This window comes from Achromobacter sp. 46006, from assembly GCF_059761975.1.
Genome location: NZ_JCBANN010000016.1, coordinates 71,661 through 87,466 on the forward strand (window position 1 = coordinate 71,661; position 15,806 = coordinate 87,466).

Here is a 15,806-nt window from a genome sequence, read left to right on the forward strand (position 1 = left end):
GTAGGCAGTGTCGAATCCACGCCTTGGCAAAGGCGGCCGGGGCGGCCCGGAACACCCATGCGTTCCGAGCCGCTTGCGCGTCCAGCGCGATGCTGTCTTGAGGGTGACACCAACAGACGCAGGCCACGCCAGGCAATCATAGAAACCAGTCAGCAATCCGTTTTCGGAGTTTTTCATGTCCATCCAACGCACCCTCTCGATCATCAAGCCCGACGCCGTCGCCAAGAACGTCATCGGCCAGATCGTCGCCCGCTTCGAACAAGCCGGCCTGAAGGTCATCGCCGCCCGCCTGGCCCAGCTGTCGCGCGCTGACGCCGAGCGCTTCTACGCTGTGCACAAGGAACGCCCCTTCTTCAAGGACCTGGTCGACTTCATGGTCTCGGGCCCCGTGTTCGTGCAAGTGCTGGAAGGCGAAGACGCCATCCAGAAGAACCGCGACCTGATGGGCGCCACCGATCCCAAGAAGGCCGCCCCGGGCACCATCCGCGCCGACTTCGCCGACAGCATCGACGCCAACGCCGTGCACGGCTCGGACGCGCCGGAAACGGCTGCTGTCGAAGTGGCTTTCTTCTTCCCCGAAATCAACATCCACAGCCGTTGATTTCCCGGAAGTTCTTTTAGCGTCATAGCAATACCCTGGTCATGGAATCCGTCGAACGAATCAACCTGTTGGGGCTGGATGGCTCCGCCCTGTCCGAACTCGTCGGGCAGTGGGGCGGCAAGCCGTTTCGCGCCCGCCAGTTGCAGCGCTGGATGCACCAGCGCGGCGCCGATTCGTTCGACGCCATGACCGACCTGGCCCGCGATTTCCGCGGCCAGCTCGCATCGCGTTGTGTCATCGAGGCGCTGGCGGTCAACACCGAGCAGCGCTCGTCGGACGGCACCCGCAAGTGGCTGTTCGACGTGGGGCAGGGCAACGCCATCGAAACCGTCTTCATCCCCGAGGACGACCGCGGCACGCTGTGCATCTCCAGCCAGGCCGGCTGCGTGGTGAACTGCCGCTTCTGCTCGACCGGGCACCAGGGGTTCAACCGCAACCTCAAGACCAGCGAGATCATCGGCCAGTTGTGGTGGGCCAAGCGCGTGCTGGAAGCCGACATCGGCACCGCCCGCCTGGAAAGCGCCCGCGCCACCGACGATACCCGCGTCATCAGCAACGTGGTCATGATGGGCATGGGCGAGCCCCTGCTCAACTACGACCAGGTGCTGCCGGCCCTGCGCCTTATGCTCGACGACAACGCCTATGGCCTGTCGCGTCGCCGCGTCACGGTGTCCACCTCGGGCGTGGTGCCCATGATGGACCGCCTGTCGCAGGACTGTCCGGTGGCGCTGGCGGTGTCGCTGCACGCGCCCAACGACGCGCTGCGCGACGAGCTGGTGCCGCTGAACAAAAAATACCCGTTGAAGGAGTTGCTGGCCGCGTGCGAACGCTACCTGGCTTTCGCGCCGCGCGACTTCATCACGTTTGAATACTGCATGCTGGATGGCATCAACGATACCGACCAGCACGCCAAGGAACTGATACACATTGCCCGCCAGATCCGCTGCAAGCTCAATCTGATCCCGTTCAATCCCTTCCCGGCGTCGGGCCTGAAGCGTTCGCCTTCCGCCCGCGTCAAGGTGTTCGCCCAGCGCCTGATGGACGCCGGCATCATCACGACGGTCCGCAAGACCCGGGGCGACGATATCGATGCCGCTTGTGGTCAACTGGCCGGAGAAGTGCGCGACCGTACCCGGATCACCGAACGGAACGCCGCGCAGCGCCAGACCATACCAATTAGACAGGTGCATGCATGACGCAGGATATCGCTTCTGCAGTTTCAGAGACGCCCGCGGGCGGGGCGGGCAATGTGGGCGCGGCCTTGCGCGCGCTGCGCCAGTCCAAGGGCTGGTCGCTGGACGAGGTCTCCAGCCGCATCAAGTTTTCGGCCAAGCAGATCGAGGCCCTCGAAAACGAACAGTGGGCCGACCTGCCCACTGGCGTTTCGCTGCGCGGCCTGATCCGCAACTACGCCCGCATGCTGGGCGCCGATTCGCAGGCGATCGTTGATTCGCTCGACCCCAAGGCCCGCGTCACCGGCCCGGTCAAGCTGAGCCCGGGCGCGCTGCATTCGGCCCATTCCATTCCCCAGTCCAGCGCCGACGACGATCGCGCTTCCTCGGCTTCGTGGGGCTGGCTGATCGCCATTGTGCTGGTGCTGGCCGCCGGCGTCGCCTATGCCTTCTGGCAGGGCTGGCTGCCGCAGCAATGGCTGGCGTTCGACTGGCTTCCCAAGCTGTCCAAGTAAATACCGGTTTAGCCGATGCAAGATTCCTCTCTGCCTTGCCAGGATGCGCCGCCGCCCGCCGTGGGCGCGGCTCCCCGCCGCGCCACGCGTTCGGTGGCGGTGAAGTGGGGCGGCCGCACGGTCATGATCGGCGGCGATGCCCCCGTGGTGGTCCAGTCCATGACCAACACCGACACCGCCGACGCCATCGCCACGGCGATCCAGGTCAAGGAACTGGCGCTGGCCGGTTCCGAGATGGTGCGCATCACCGTCAACACGCCCGAAGCCGCCAGGGAAGTGATGGCGATCCGCGAGCAGCTCGACCGCATGGGCGTGGACGTGCCGCTGGTGGGCGATTTCCACTACAACGGCCACAAGCTGCTGACGCAATTCCCTGACTGCGCCCAGGCGCTGTCCAAGTACCGCATCAATCCCGGCAACATGGGCGGCGGCAAGCGTCGTGACGACAATTTCGCCCAGATGATCGAAGTGGCCTGCCGCTACGACAAGCCGGTGCGCATCGGCGTGAACTGGGGCAGCCTGGACCACGAGCTGATGGCGCGCAAGATGGACGAAAACAGCCGCCGCGCCCAGCCCTGGGAAGCGCAGGCGGTGATGCGCGACGCGCTGGTGGTGTCCGCCATCAGCAACGCCCAGCGCGCCGAGGAACTCGGCCTGCGCCGCGACGCCATCATCCTGTCTTGCAAGGTCAGCCACGTGCAGGACCTGATCGCGGTCTACCGCGACCTGTCGGCGCGTTGCGACTATCCGCTGCACCTGGGCCTGACCGAAGCCGGCATGGGCAGCAAGGGCATCGTCGCCTCGACCGCCGCGCTGGCCGTGCTGCTGCAGCAGGGCATCGGCGACACCATCCGCATTTCGCTGACGCCGGAACCCGGCGGCGACCGTGGCCGCGAGGCCGTGGTGGCGCAGGAAATCCTGCAGACCATGGGCCTGCGCGCGTTCACGCCCATGGTGGTGGCCTGCCCCGGTTGCGGCCGCACCAGCAGCACGTTCTTCCAGGAACTGGCCGACAGCATCCAGTCCTACCTGCGCCGGCAGATGCCGGTGTGGCGCGCCCAGTACCCCGGCGTCGAAAGCATGAACGTCGCGGTCATGGGCTGTGTGGTCAACGGGCCTGGCGAAAGCCGCCACGCGGACATCGGCATCAGCCTGCCGGGCACCGGCGAGGTGCCGGCCGCGCCGGTGTTCGTCGACGGCGAGCGCACGGTCACCCTGAAGGGCGACCACATCGCCGAAGAATTCCAGGCCATCGTTGAAGACTACGTTGCGCGTCGTTACGGCGCGCTCGCCTCTCATTAAAAGAAAGGGTGTGGCCGCGAGGCGCGCTTGCCGGCGCGCGGGACGGCATGATCAAGATGACTCAAGCTTTCCAGAAAGTCGCCGCCATCCGCGGCATGAATGACCTGTTGCCAGGGGCCAGCGCCCGCTGGGAGCAATTCGAGGAAATCGTGCGCGGCTGGCTGCGCGGCTACGGCTATCGCAACGTGCGTACGCCCGTGCTTGAGCATACGCGCCTGTTCACGCGCGGCATCGGCGAAGTGACCGACATCGTCGAAAAAGAGATGTACACGTTCACCGATGCGCTCAACGGCGAATCGCTGACCATGCGGCCCGAGATGACCGCCGGCATCGTGCGCGCCTCGATCGAGCACAACCTGCTGTACGACCGCCCGCAGCGCGTCTACTCGATCGGTCCGGTGTTCCGCCACGAGCGCCCGCAGCGCGGCCGTTACCGCCAGTTCCACCAGATCGACGTCGAGGCGCTGGGCTTCGCCGGTCCCGACGTGGACGCCGAACTGATCGTCATGCTGGCCCGCCTGTGGAAGCTGCTGGGCCTGACCGACGTGCGCCTCGAACTGAATTCGCTGGGCCAGCCGGCCGAGCGCGCCGCGCACCGCGCCGCCCTGATCGCGCACCTGGAAAAGCACGTCGACATCCTCGACGAGGATGGCAAGCGCCGCCTGTATACCAATCCGCTGCGCGTGCTGGACACCAAGAACCCCGCCATGCAGGAAATGGCCGACAGCGCCCCGCGCCTGTTCGACTTCCTGGGCGAGGAATCGCGCGCCCACTTCGAGGGCGTGTGCCAGCGCCTGACCGACGCCGGCATCGAATACCGCCTCAACCCGCGCCTGGTGCGCGGGCTGGACTACTACAACCTGACCGTCTTCGAATGGGTGACCGACCGCCTCGGCTCCCAGGGCACGGTGTGCGGCGGCGGCCGCTACGACGGCCTGATCGAACTGCTGGGCGGCAAGCCCGCGCCGGCCGTCGGTTTCGCCATCGGCATGGAACGCCTGCTGGACCTGTGGGAGCAGAGCGTGCAGGTCGAGGCGCCGGCTGAATGCGAGGTCTATGTGGTGCACCAGGGCGAGGAGGCGCAGCGCCTGGCCGCCCGGGTCGGCGAAGCCCTGCGCGACGCCGGCCTGTCGGTGGTGGTGCATGCCGGCGCCGCCAGCTTCAAGTCCCAATTCAAGCGCGCCGATGCCAGCGGAGCCCGGGTTGCGGTTATCCTTGGCGCCGATGAAGTGGCCGCGCAGACCGCCAGCATCAAATTCCTGCGCGCCGACGCCCAAGGCGATGGCGCGCAGCAGCAAGTCCCGTTGGCGGGCTTGGCCGACGTATTGAATCTCAAGGGTTAGCATGGCATACGATCTGGAAGAACAGGAACAACTCGACGCGATCAAGGCGTGGTGGGCCCGCTACGGCACCCTGGTCATGGTGTTGGTGGCCGCGGTGGCGCTGGCCTGGGGCGGTTGGTGGGGCGCCAAGGCCTACCAGGCGCACAAGGCCAATCAGGCCATGGGCTACTTCGAGGCGCTCGAAGACGCCGCCCGCCTGGGAGGCGCCGATTCAGCCGTGCGCATCAAGACCGCCGCGGCGACGCTGCGTGACCAATACGGCTCGACCGGCTATGCCGCGCGCGGCGCGCTGGTGGCGGCGCAGGCATTGCAGGCCCAGAATGACGCCGACGGCGCGCGCCAGCAGCTCGAATGGCTGGCCGGCCAGTCCAAGAACCCGTCGATGCAGGCCGTGGCGCGGCTGCGGCTGGCTGGCCTGCTGCTCGACCAGAAGCAGTACGATGCCGCCCTGAGCCAATTGAACAACGCGCCCGCGGCGTTTGCCGCCTTGTTCGCCGACCGCCGTGGCGATATCCTCGCGGCGCAAGGCAAGCGTGATGAAGCGCGTGCCGCATGGCAAAGCGCCATCGACGGCCTGGGCACGGCGAACCCGCTGACCCAGGTGGTGCAATTGAAACTGGATGCCCTGAGCGGAGCGTGACTGGAATGCGTAAATTTGCCTTTGGCCGCGCTTGGCGCGGCGCGGTGTGCCTGACGGGCGTGCTGGCCCTGGGCGGCTGCGGCCTGTTTTCCCATGACGATGGCCGTTACGACCCCGCTCCCCTGACCGAATACAAGGCCGGCATGTCGGTGCGCCAGGTCTGGTCGACCTCCATCGGCAGTGGTTCCGGCCTGGGCTTCGTGCCCACGGTGCTGGACAACGCGGTCTACGCCGCCACGCCCGATGGCTCGGTCGGCAAGTTCGACCTGCAAAGCGGCCGTGCCATCTGGAAATCGCAGGCCGGCGTCAAGCTGACCGCGGGGGCCGGCAGCGATGGCACCACCACGGCCGTGGCCTCGCCCGACGGCGATGTGGTCGCCTTCGACGACAGCGGCAAGATCAAGTGGAAAGTGCGCGCCACCAGCGACGTCAACATTCCGCCGGTGGTGGGCTATGGCATCGTCGTGGTGCGCAGCGGCGACTACCGTATCCAGGCTTTCGACGCCAACAATGGTGAGCGCCTCTGGAGCGTGCAGCGTCCGGGGCCGGCGCTGGCCCTGCGCAGCGCCGCCCAGATGGTGTTGGCCGAAGGTCTGGTCATCACCGGCCTGCCCGGGGGCAAGATGCTGGCCATCGCCTCCGACAGCGGCAACGTGCAATGGGAAGGCACCGTGGCCACCCCGCGCGGCGCCAGCGACCTCGAGCGCCTGACCGACGTGGTGGGCGCGCCGCGCATCGCCGGCAACTTGCTTTGCGCGGTGGCCTACCAAGGGCGTATCGTATGCTTTGACGTCACGGCCGGCGGCCGTCCGATCTGGGCCAAGGACTTCTCCAGCGTCAGCGGCATGACCCTGGACCAGCGCTTTGCCTATTCGGCCGACCAGAACAGCGTGGTCAATGCCTTCGCGCTGGATAACGGCGGCAACGTCTGGAAGCAGGCCGCGCTGAAGAACCGCCAGCTCACCGCGCCAGCCCTGTTGGGCGGCGCGCTCGCGGTCGGCGACCTGGACGGCTACGTGCATTTCCTGTCGCGCAGCGACGGCAGCCTGATGGCGCGCCTGTCCGTGGGCGGTGGTGCCATCGTGTCGCCGCCGCAGACCACTTCCCAAGGTGTGCTGGTCCAGACGGGCAATGGCAATCTCGTCCTGATCGGCACCAACTAAACCCTCAAGAACAAAGCCTTACACCGTGTCTTTCAAGCCTGTCGTTGCCCTGGTCGGCCGCCCCAATGTGGGGAAATCGACCCTTTTCAATCGCCTGACGCGATCGCGCGCCGCGCTGGTGGCCGATTTTTCCGGCCTGACCCGCGATCGCCACTACGGCGAGGGCAGGGTGGGCGAGATCCCCTTCATCGTCATCGACACGGGCGGTTTCGAGCCGGTCGCCAAGGATGGCATCCTGCTGGAAATGGCCCGCCAGACCCGCCAGGCCATCGCCGAGGCCGACGTCGTCGTGTTCCTGGTGGACGCCCGCGCCGGCCTCAACGCGCATGACCACGAAATCGCCACGCTGCTGCGCAAGTCGGGCCAGCAGCGCGTGCTGCTGGCGGTGAACAAGGCCGAAGGCATGGGGGCAGGGGCCGCCATCTCCGAGTTCCACGAGCTGGGCCTGGGGCAACCCTATCCGATCTCGGCGGCGCACGGCGACGGTATCGTCGACCTGATCGAACTGGCGCTGCAGGATCTGGCCGAGCCGCCCGCCGAGGAAGAAGAACCGGCCGAAGAGGGCGAGCACGACCACCGCATCAAGCTGGCCATCGTGGGGCGCCCGAACGTCGGCAAGTCCACGCTGATCAACACGCTGATGGGCGAAGAGCGCGTGATCGCGTTCGACATGCCCGGCACCACCCGCGACGCCATCGAGATCGATTTCGAACGCGATGGCCGCCGCTACACGCTGATCGACACCGCCGGCCTGCGCAAGCGCGGCAAGGTGTTCGAGGCGGTCGAGAAGTTCTCCGTCATCAAGACGCTGCAGGCCATCGAGGCCAGCAACGTGGTGCTGCTGATGCTGGACGCGCAGACCGAGATCTCCGAGCAGGACGCCCACATCGCCGGCTTCGTGCTGGAAACCGGCCGCGCCGTGGTGGTGGCCGTCAACAAGTGGGACGGCCTGGACGGCGAGGAAAAGGAACGCATCGAGCGCGAGTTCATGCGCAAGCTGCGCTTCCTGTCGTTCGCCCGCGTGCACACCATTTCGGCCTTGCGCGGCCAGGGCATCAAGCCGTTGCTCAAGTCGGTCAACGCGGCGCATGCCGCCGCCTTCGCCAAGCTGTCCACGCCCAAGCTGACGCGCGAGCTGCAGGCCGCCGTCGAGCAGCAGCCGCCGCCCCGCAAGGGTATCTTCCGTCCCAAGATGCGCTATGCGCACCAGGGCGGCCAGAATCCCCCGCTGGTGGTCATCCACGGCAACGCGCTGGACGCGGTGCCCGATTCGTACCGCCGCTACCTGGAAACCCGTTTCCGCAACGCTTTCGATCTGGCCGGCACGCCGCTGCGGATCGAATTCAAGTCTTCGCACAACCCCTACGCGCAGGAAAGCTGATCCATGAGCCGTTTCTGGAGTCCCGTGGTCGGGACGCTCAGTCCGTATGTGCCGGGCGAGCAGCCCAAGCTTCAGAACCTGGTCAAGCTGAACACCAACGAGCACCCCTACGGGCCGTCGCCCAAGGTGCTCGCGGCGATTCGCGAGGCATGCGACGACACGCTCAAGCTCTATCCCGATCCGTCGTCCGACCGCCTGCGCCAGGCGGTGGCGACGGCCGTCGGCGTGGCGCCGGCCCGCGTTTTCGTGGGCAATGGCTCGGACGAAGTGCTGGCGCATGCGTTCCTGGCGCTTCTCAAGCATGAGCGTGCGCTGCGTTTCCCGGACATCACCTACAGCTTCTATCCCGTCTATTGCGGCCTGTACGGCATCGACTACCAGACCCTGCCGCTGACCGATGATTTCCGCATCGACGTCGAAGACTACCTGCCGGGCCGCCATGGCCAGGCCGGCGCCATCATCTTCCCCAATCCCAATGCGCCCACGGGCCGCGCGCTGGGCGTTGCCGAGATCGAGCGCGTCGTGGCGGGCAATCCGGACACCGTGGTGGTGGTGGACGAGGCCTATGTCGACTTTGGCGCTGAGACGGCGATTCCGCTGACCGAGCGCTACGACAACCTGCTGGTCATCCAGACGCTGTCCAAGTCGCGCTCGCTGGCAGGCCTGCGCGTCGGTTTCGCGGTCGGCAGCGCAGAACTGATCGACGGCCTGGAGCGGGTCAAGAACAGCTTCAATTCCTACCCCGTGGACCGCTTGGCCTCGGCCGGCGCGGTCGCTGCGCTGGAGGACGTCGAGTATTTCGAACAGACCCGCCGGGCGGTGATCGAGACCCGCGGGCGCATGACGGCGGGCTTGCAGGCCCTGGGCTTCGAAGTGCTGCCGTCCAGCGCCAATTTCGTGTTCGCCCGGCATGCCTCGCGCGATGCCGCCGAGCTGGCGGCTGGCCTGCGCGAACGCAGCATCATCGTGCGCCATTTCCGCCTGCCGCGCATAGACCAGTTTCTGCGTATTACGGTGGGAACGGACGCGCAGTGCGAGCTGCTGCTGAAGGCGCTGGCCGAGGTCGTGTGAGCCCCGTCAGAAGGGCTTTTCCGGCGGAAATCTCTGGTGTCAACTTTTGCATCGAACACAAGTGGCACGGGCCGGGAAAACCCTGTAGAGTACATATTTCGGCGTGCCCCACCTGTAAAAAGCGCGTCATCACTCAATAACAAACAAATGGAGCCTGGCCAATGAGCAATAAAGGGCAAACTCTGCAAGATCCGTTCCTGAACACGCTGCGCAAGGATCATGTGCCGGTGTCGATCTACCTGGTGAACGGCATCAAGCTTCAAGGGCAAATCGAATCTTTCGACCAATACGTGGTGCTGCTGCGTAACACGGTCACGCAAATGGTCTACAAGCACGCCATTTCCACCGTGGTTCCCGCCCGCGCCGTGAATTTCCAGGTGGAAGTCCCTGCTGAGTAATCTCGCTCCTGCAGTACCTTTTATTGCCCGCCGGACGGTCAACGTCGGCGGGCATTTTCGCTTTGGCTTCAAAATGGTGCATGTATGCGCGCACTGATCATCAGCGTGGATCTGGGCGATCCCGACTTCACCGCCCATGCCGAGGAATTCGCCATGCTGGCCAAGGGCGCCGGCGCCGAAATCGTCGGCACGCTCACGGCCCGCCGCGACCGGCCCGACGCCAAGTTCTTCATCGGTTCCGGCAAGGCCGACGAAGGCGTGGGCATGGCCCAGGCGCTGCTGGCCGACATCGTGCTGTTCGACCAGCCGCTGTCGCCGGCCCAGCAGCGCAACCTGGAACGGGTCTTCAACCTGCGCGTGGTGGACCGCGTGGCGTTGATCCTGGACATCTTCGCGCTGCGCGCCAAGAGCCACGAGGGCAAGCTGCAGGTCGAACTGGCGCAACTGCAGCATCTGGCCACGCGCCTGACCCGCATGTGGAGCCACCTGGAGCGTCAACGCGGCGGTATCGGCATGCGCGGTCCCGGCGAATCGCAGCTCGAAATGGACCGCCGCATGATCGGCGCCAAGGTCAAGACGCTGCGCGAACGCCTGGACCGGGTCGAACGCCAGCGCGTCACGCAGCGTCGCGCCCGGGCCCGGGGCGGCGCCCTGTCGGTGTCGCTGGTGGGGTACACCAACGCCGGCAAGTCGACACTGTTCAACGCCTTGACCCGCGCCGACACCTACGCGGCGGACCAGTTGTTCGCCACGCTCGACACCACGACGCGCCGCATCTGGATCGAAGGCGCGGGCAACGTGGTGGTGTCGGATACCGTGGGCTTCATCCGCGACCTGCCTCACGACCTGATCGCCGCGTTTCGCGCCACGCTTGAAGAGACCGTGCATGCCGACCTGCTGCTGCACGTGGTCGATGCCGCCAGTCCGCAGCGCGACGAGCAGATCTTCGAGGTCAACAAGGTGCTGGCGGAAATCGGGGCTGCCGCGATTCCCACCATTCTGGTATACAACAAGATCGACCGCGCTGGCCTGGAACCCCGGGCGGAGCGCGACGCCCATGGTACGATTGCGCGAGTATTTGTAAGCGCCACCGAGCGCGCCGGTTTGGACGCGTTGCGCGGGGCAATTGCGGAGACCGGACAGATTGTGGGAAACAATGCCGCGAATTATCAAACTCTTCAATCTGAATGACCCCGGTTGGGGTCGTGGAAACAATAATGGCTCCGAGCCGCCGCCCAAGCGGCCCCAAGGCAACGGAGACGGTCCGCCCGACCTCGATGAGGTCTGGCGCGATTTCAATAATCGCATCGGATCGTTGTTCGGCCGCAAGGGCGGGGGCGGCAACAACCGTCCCGGTGGCAATCGCGGAGGTATGACGCCGCCGTCGCCGCGTGGTGCGCGCATCGGGCTGGGAGTGATCGCCCTGGTCGCGGTCGGCATCTGGGCGGCCAGCGGTTTCTATATCGTCCAGGAAGGCCAGGTAGCCGTCGTCACGCAGTTCGGCAAATACAAGAGCACATCGCAAGCCGGCTTCCAGTGGCGCCTGCCGTACCCCATCCAGAACCATGAGATCGTCAACGTCTCGCAATTGCGGACGTTCGAGGTCGGTTTCCGTGGCGGCGCCCGCAACAAGGTGCTGCCCGAGGCGCTGATGCTCACGACGGACGAGAACATCGTCGACATGCAGTTCGTCGTGCAGTATCGCTTGCGCGCCGATGGCGCGCCCGACTACCTCTTCATGACCCGCGACCCCGACGACTCGGTGCGCCAGGCTTCCGAAACCGCCATGCGCGAAGTGGTCGGCAAGCAGTCAATGGACTTCGTGCTGTACGAAGGCCGTACCACGGTCGCCAGCGAGGTCCAGGCGCTGATGCAGCAGATCCTCGACCGCTACCAGACCGGTGTGCAGGTCAGCACGGTCGCCATCCAGAACGTGCAGCCGCCCGAACAGGTGCAGGCCGCGTTCGACGACGCCGTCAAGGCGGGCCAGGACCGCGAACGCCAGATCAACGAAGGCCAGGCTTATGCCAACCAGGTCGTGCCGCTGGCCAGTGGCCAGGCGTCGCGCATGCTGGAGCAGGCCGAAGGCTACCGTGCCAAGGTGACCGGCGACGCGCAAGGTAATACCGCGCGCTTCACCAGCATCCTGGCCGAATACGAGAAGGCGCCGCAGGTGATGCGCCAGCGCATGTATCTCGAGAGCATGCAGGACATCTTCACGCGCGCCAGCAAGGTCATGGTCGACACCAAGAGCAACAACAACATGTTGTACCTGCCCTTGGACAAGATCATGCATCTGGCCGCCCAGGATGCCAGCAAGTCCACGGTAGGCAATCCCGGATCGCCTGCATTGGTCAGTCCGCCGCTGCAAGCGCCACTGCGTGGCGGCGTGGCGCCGGCCCCTCAACCCTCCGGCAGCAGCAATAGCAACGCGCTGCCCCGCGATCGTCAGTCGCGCTAACCCGGAGGATTCCTGATCATGCAACGTCTTATGCCTATCCTGGTCGGCCTGCTCATCGTGCTGGCCGCCCTTTCTTCCTGCGTGTTCGTGGTGCGCGAGCGCGACTACGCCCTGGTGTTCTCGCTCGGCGAGGTGCGCAAGGTCATCAGCGAGCCAGGCCTGTACTTCAAGGCGCCGCCGCCGTTCCAGAACGTGGTGACGCTGGACAAGCGCATCCTGACCATCGAAACCAACGAGGCCGAGCGCATCCAGACTTCCGAAAAGAAGAACCTGCTGATCGACTCTTACGTCAAGTGGCGCATCGCCGATCCGCGGCTGTACTACGTGACCTTCGGGGGCAACGAGCGCGCCGCGCAAGAACGCCTGCAGGCGCAGATCCGCGACGCCCTCAACGCTTCGGTCAACGTGCGCACGGTGCGCGAAGTGGTGTCGACCGAGCGCGACAAGATCATGGCCGAAATCCTGACCAACGTCGCCAAGCGCGCCGAGCCGTTGGGCGTGCAGATCGTCGATGTCCGCCTGCGCCGCATCGAGTTCGCGCCCGAGATCTCCGAATCGGTGTATCGCCGCATGGAGGCCGAGCGTACCCGCGTCGCCAACGAGCTGCGTTCCATCGGCGCCGCCGAGGGTGAGAAGATCCGTGCCGAAGCCGACCGCCAGCGTGAGGTGATCGTGGCCCAGGCCTACGCCAAGGCCCAGACCATCATGGGCGAGGGCGATGCCGCGGCCGCCGCGATCTACTCGCAGGCGTACGGCAAGAATCCGCAGTTCTACACGTACTACAAGAGCCTGGAAGCGTACCGTGCCTCTTTCTCGAAGCCGGGCGACGTGCTGGTGGTGGATCCCAGCTCCACCTTCTTCCAGTTCCTGAAGGATCCGGCGGGCCAGGCTCTGGCGCCGGTCACCGTGCCGGCCAAGTAAAGGATCGCGCACCAACGGCCCCTTGGTTTCCCAAGGGGCTTTTTTCTGCCCGCTGCGTGCACTGGACTTGGCCTGCCCGCCGTGTCGAGACAATCGGGGACGGCGAGGCGCCGCGGGGTACCCCCACTGGCGCCGTTGGCTGAACCATGTACAATACCGCGTAAGCTAGAAAACATTCCGCAGCGGCTGAGCGGGCTTACGCCCCTCAGCCGCTTTTTCGTTTGGGCGACGCCCACGCATCTCTAGGCGTTATTCAGGTAAACATTCATGGGTAACTGGTTGCTGCCCGAGAGCCTTGCCGACGTACTTCCGGCAGAGGCCCGGCGCATCGAGGAATTGCGCCGCGAACTTCTCGATCTGTACCGTACTTACGGCTTCGAGCTGGTCGCGCCGCCCCTGGTCGAGTACATCGATTCATTGCTGTCCGGTACTGGCAGCGATCTGGACCTGCGCACCTGCAAGCTGGTCGACCAGCTGTCGGGCCGCACGTTGGGCGTACGCGCCGACATGACTCCCCAGGTCACGCGCATCGACGCGCACTTGTTGAACCGCGCCGGCGTGACGCGCCTGTGCTATTGCGGCAACGTGCTGCACGCGCGCCCGGCGGATCTGCTGTCGAGCCGCGAATTGCTGCAGATCGGCGCCGAAATCTATGGCCATGCGGGTTTCGAGGCCGACCTCGAAATCGTGCAACTGGTGCTGGAAACCGTGGCCATCGCCGGCGTGCGCAATCCGCGCCTGGTGCTTTGCCATCCGGGCGTGCTGCGTGCGATCGTCGAAGCCGATCCAGCCGCCGCCGCGGTGGCGCAGGACGTCATCCGCCTGATGGGCGAGAAGGACGTGCCAGGACTGGTCGAGCTGGCCGCGCGTGCCCCCGGCATGCGTGCCGAGACGCTGAAGGCGTTGCAGTTGCTGCCGAAACTCTATGGCGGGCCCGACGTGCTCAAGCGCGCGCGTCACGACCTGCCGCTGCTGCCGGGCGTGGCGGCAGCGCTGGACGCGCTGCAAGTGCTGGTCGATGGCATGCCCAGCGTGGACATCGGTATCGACCTGGCCGATGTCGACGGCTATGGCTATCACTCGGGCATCAAGTTCGCGCTGTATGCCGAAGGCTGGCGCGACGCGCTGGTGCGCGGTGGTCGCTATGACGACGTCAGCCTGGCCTTCGGGCGCGCGCGTCCGGCCACCGGCTTCAGTCTGGATTTACGCAAGCTGGCGGCGGGTCTGCCGCCGGCCGAGCGGGCGCGTGCGGTTCGCGCGCCCTGGGGGCAAGCCCCCGCCCTGGTCGAGGCGGTGCGCCGCCTGCGCCGATCGGGGGAAATCGTCGTTCAGGTATTGCCCGGTCACGAGCAGGATCAGGACGAATTCGTTTGCGATCGCGAGCTGGCGCTGCAGGATGGCGCCTGGACGGTCAGAACGCTGTGACTAACTCCCTCTCGGCGACGAGAGGGCCGCGGGGAGATTTCCGGATTTCCCGAGAAACTCGATATTGATTCGTAACATGAGCAAGAACGTAGTCGTAATCGGCACCCAGTGGGGTGACGAGGGCAAGGGCAAGATCGTCGATTGGCTGGCGGAATCCGTCCAGGGCGTGGTCCGCTTCCAGGGCGGCCACAATGCCGGCCACACGCTGTGGATCAATGGCAAGAAGACGATTCTTCGCCTGATCCCGTCGGGCATCATGCACCCCGGCGTCACCTGCTTCATCGGCAACGGCGTGGTGTTGTCGCCCGAGGCCTTGCTCAAGGAAATCGAAGAGCTCGAGGCCGCCGGCCTGGACGTGCGCTCGCGCCTGCGCATCTCCGAGATTTGCCCGCTGATCCTGCCGTACCACGTGGCCGTCGACAAGGCCCGCGAAGCGCGCAAGGGCGATGGCAAGATCGGCACCACCGGCCGCGGCATCGGCCCGGCCTACGAAGACAAGGTCGCCCGCCGCGCGCTGCGCGTGCAAGACCTGTTCAACCCGGCGCTGTTCGACGAAAAGCTCGCCGAAGTGCTGGACTACCACAACTTCGTGCTGACCCAGTACCTGGGCGCCGAGGCCGTTTCGGCCAACGAAGTGCGCGACCAGGCCATGGCGCTGGCGCCGGCGATCGCCCCGATGGTCGCGGATGTCTCCAGCATGCTGTTCACCATGCAGCAGGAAGGCAAGCGCCTGCTGTTCGAAGGCGCGCAGGGCGCGCTGCTGGACGTTGACCACGGCACCTATCCGTTCGTCACCAGCAGCAATTGCGTCGCTGGCGCCGCTTCTGCGGGCGCGGGCGTCGGCCCCCAGTCGCTGGACTACGTCCTGGGCATCACCAAGGCCTACACCACGCGCGTCGGCTCGGGGCCGTTCCCCACGGAACTGGTCGATGAAATCGGCACCCGCCTGGCCACCATCGGCAAGGAGTTCGGCTCGGTCACCGGCCGTCCGCGCCGCTGTGGTTGGTTCGACGGCGCCGCGCTCAAGCGCTCGGTGCGCCTGAACGGCATCACCGGCCTGTGCATCACCAAGCTGGACGTGCTCGACGGCCTGGAAACCATCCAATTGGGCGTCGGCTACCGGGTCAACGGTGAATTCCGCGACGTGCTGCCGTACGGCGCCCACGCCGTGGCACAGGCCCAGCCGGTGCTGGAAGAGTTGCCGGGCTGGAGCGAATCGACCGTCGGCATCACCGAGTACGACAAGCTGCCCGAGGCCGCCCGCCGCTACCTGGAGCGCGTGGCCGAAGTCTGCGGCGTGCCGATCGACCTGGTGTCCACCGGCCCCGACCGCAACGAAACCATCGTGCTGCGTCATCCCCTGAAGGGCTGACATCGGGTTATTATTCGCAAGGCCGCCGCCGGTCTCCTACC

The 15,806-nt window shown here is 66.0% G+C and carries 15 protein-coding genes; all 15 read left to right on the forward strand.

Features of this window, described 5'->3' with window-relative positions; all coding sequences use genetic code 11:
• Window positions 1-175: 175 nt before the first annotated feature.
• Entirely contained in the window at window positions 176-601 is a 426-nt protein-coding gene (ndk, locus tag AC6LKG_RS11040; RefSeq protein ID WP_498164377.1) for a nucleoside-diphosphate kinase, read from the forward strand.
• Between the two features lie 41 nt (window positions 602-642).
• A complete protein-coding gene (rlmN, locus tag AC6LKG_RS11045; RefSeq protein WP_272559225.1) occupies window positions 643-1,797 on the forward strand; it encodes a dual-specificity RNA methyltransferase RlmN in 1,155 nt (384 codons plus the stop codon).
• The gene (locus tag AC6LKG_RS11050) at window positions 1,794-2,288 is read left to right on the forward strand and encodes a helix-turn-helix domain-containing protein (protein WP_498164379.1); all 495 of its coding nucleotides are present in this window, start codon (window positions 1,794-1,796) and stop codon (window positions 2,286-2,288) included. The genes rlmN and AC6LKG_RS11050 overlap by 4 nt, the downstream gene beginning before the upstream one ends.
• A gap of 15 nt (window positions 2,289-2,303) precedes the next feature.
• Window positions 2,304-3,590 (forward strand): flavodoxin-dependent (E)-4-hydroxy-3-methylbut-2-enyl-diphosphate synthase, encoded by a 1,287-nt coding sequence (gene ispG / locus AC6LKG_RS11055; protein ID WP_498164380.1) that lies wholly within the window; start codon window positions 2,304-2,306, stop codon window positions 3,588-3,590.
• A 56-nt stretch (window positions 3,591-3,646) separates the two neighbouring features.
• Window positions 3,647-4,933 (forward strand): histidine--tRNA ligase, encoded by a 1,287-nt coding sequence (gene hisS, locus AC6LKG_RS11060; protein ID WP_498164381.1) that lies wholly within the window; start codon window positions 3,647-3,649, stop codon window positions 4,931-4,933.
• A gap of 1 nt (window position 4,934) precedes the next feature.
• Entirely contained in the window at window positions 4,935-5,573 is a 639-nt protein-coding gene (locus AC6LKG_RS11065) for a YfgM family protein (RefSeq protein ID WP_498164382.1), read from the forward strand.
• 5 nt (window positions 5,574-5,578) lie between these two features.
• Entirely contained in the window at window positions 5,579-6,736 is a 1,158-nt protein-coding gene (bamB, locus tag AC6LKG_RS11070) for an outer membrane protein assembly factor BamB (protein ID WP_498164384.1), read from the forward strand.
• Window positions 6,737-6,761: 25 nt separating this feature from the next.
• Entirely contained in the window at window positions 6,762-8,117 is a 1,356-nt protein-coding gene (gene der, locus AC6LKG_RS11075) for a ribosome biogenesis GTPase Der (protein WP_498164385.1), read from the forward strand.
• Between the two features lie 3 nt (window positions 8,118-8,120).
• The gene (gene hisC, locus AC6LKG_RS11080; RefSeq protein WP_498164386.1) at window positions 8,121-9,188 is read left to right on the forward strand and encodes a histidinol-phosphate transaminase; all 1,068 of its coding nucleotides are present in this window, start codon (window positions 8,121-8,123) and stop codon (window positions 9,186-9,188) included.
• A 161-nt stretch (window positions 9,189-9,349) separates the two neighbouring features.
• Window positions 9,350-9,586 carry an RNA chaperone Hfq gene (hfq, locus tag AC6LKG_RS11085; RefSeq protein ID WP_006218585.1) on the forward strand — a complete coding sequence of 79 codons (237 nt, stop codon included), beginning with the start codon at window positions 9,350-9,352 and terminating at the stop codon, window positions 9,584-9,586.
• Between the two features lie 84 nt (window positions 9,587-9,670).
• Entirely contained in the window at window positions 9,671-10,777 is a 1,107-nt protein-coding gene (gene hflX, locus AC6LKG_RS11090; RefSeq protein WP_498164387.1) for a GTPase HflX, read from the forward strand.
• Window positions 10,743-12,047 (forward strand): FtsH protease activity modulator HflK, encoded by a 1,305-nt coding sequence (gene hflK / locus AC6LKG_RS11095; RefSeq protein ID WP_498164389.1) that lies wholly within the window; start codon window positions 10,743-10,745, stop codon window positions 12,045-12,047. Before hflX ends, hflK begins: the two co-directional genes overlap by 35 nt.
• 18 nt (window positions 12,048-12,065) lie before the next feature.
• Complete coding sequence (gene hflC / locus AC6LKG_RS11100; RefSeq protein WP_498164391.1) at window positions 12,066-12,968, forward strand: protease modulator HflC; 903 nt, start codon at window positions 12,066-12,068, stop codon at window positions 12,966-12,968.
• A 267-nt stretch (window positions 12,969-13,235) separates the two neighbouring features.
• On the forward strand, window positions 13,236-14,393 hold the full coding sequence (locus AC6LKG_RS11105; protein ID WP_498164393.1) for an ATP phosphoribosyltransferase regulatory subunit: 1,158 nt from the start codon (window positions 13,236-13,238) through the stop codon (window positions 14,391-14,393).
• A gap of 76 nt (window positions 14,394-14,469) precedes the next feature.
• Window positions 14,470-15,765: an adenylosuccinate synthase gene (locus AC6LKG_RS11110; protein WP_498164395.1), complete on the forward strand. Its 1,296-nt coding sequence runs from the start codon at window positions 14,470-14,472 to the stop codon at window positions 15,763-15,765.
• The last annotated feature ends 41 nt before the right edge of the window (window positions 15,766-15,806 follow it).

Bases quoted from the DNA above. Each gene is read 5' to 3' on its own strand.
- ndk (WP_498164377.1), top strand. From the start codon at position 176: ATGTCCATCCAACGCACCCTCTCGATCATCAAGCCCGACGCCGTCGCC.
- rlmN (WP_272559225.1), top strand. From the start codon at position 643: ATGGAATCCGTCGAACGAATCAACCTGTTGGGGCTGGATGGCTCCGCC.
- AC6LKG_RS11050 (WP_498164379.1), top strand. From the start codon at position 1,794: ATGACGCAGGATATCGCTTCTGCAGTTTCAGAGACGCCCGCGGGCGGG.
- ispG (WP_498164380.1), top strand. From the start codon at position 2,304: ATGCAAGATTCCTCTCTGCCTTGCCAGGATGCGCCGCCGCCCGCCGTG.
- hisS (WP_498164381.1), top strand. From the start codon at position 3,647: ATGACTCAAGCTTTCCAGAAAGTCGCCGCCATCCGCGGCATGAATGAC.
- AC6LKG_RS11065 (WP_498164382.1), top strand. From the start codon at position 4,935: ATGGCATACGATCTGGAAGAACAGGAACAACTCGACGCGATCAAGGCG.
- bamB (WP_498164384.1), top strand. From the start codon at position 5,579: ATGCGTAAATTTGCCTTTGGCCGCGCTTGGCGCGGCGCGGTGTGCCTG.
- hisC (WP_498164386.1), top strand. From the start codon at position 8,121: ATGAGCCGTTTCTGGAGTCCCGTGGTCGGGACGCTCAGTCCGTATGTG.
- hfq (WP_006218585.1), top strand. From the start codon at position 9,350: ATGAGCAATAAAGGGCAAACTCTGCAAGATCCGTTCCTGAACACGCTG.
- hflX (WP_498164387.1), top strand. From the start codon at position 9,671: ATGCGCGCACTGATCATCAGCGTGGATCTGGGCGATCCCGACTTCACC.
- hflK (WP_498164389.1), top strand. From the start codon at position 10,743: ATGCCGCGAATTATCAAACTCTTCAATCTGAATGACCCCGGTTGGGGT.
- hflC (WP_498164391.1), top strand. From the start codon at position 12,066: ATGCAACGTCTTATGCCTATCCTGGTCGGCCTGCTCATCGTGCTGGCC.
- AC6LKG_RS11105 (WP_498164393.1), top strand. From the start codon at position 13,236: ATGGGTAACTGGTTGCTGCCCGAGAGCCTTGCCGACGTACTTCCGGCA.
- AC6LKG_RS11110 (WP_498164395.1), top strand. From the start codon at position 14,470: ATGAGCAAGAACGTAGTCGTAATCGGCACCCAGTGGGGTGACGAGGGC.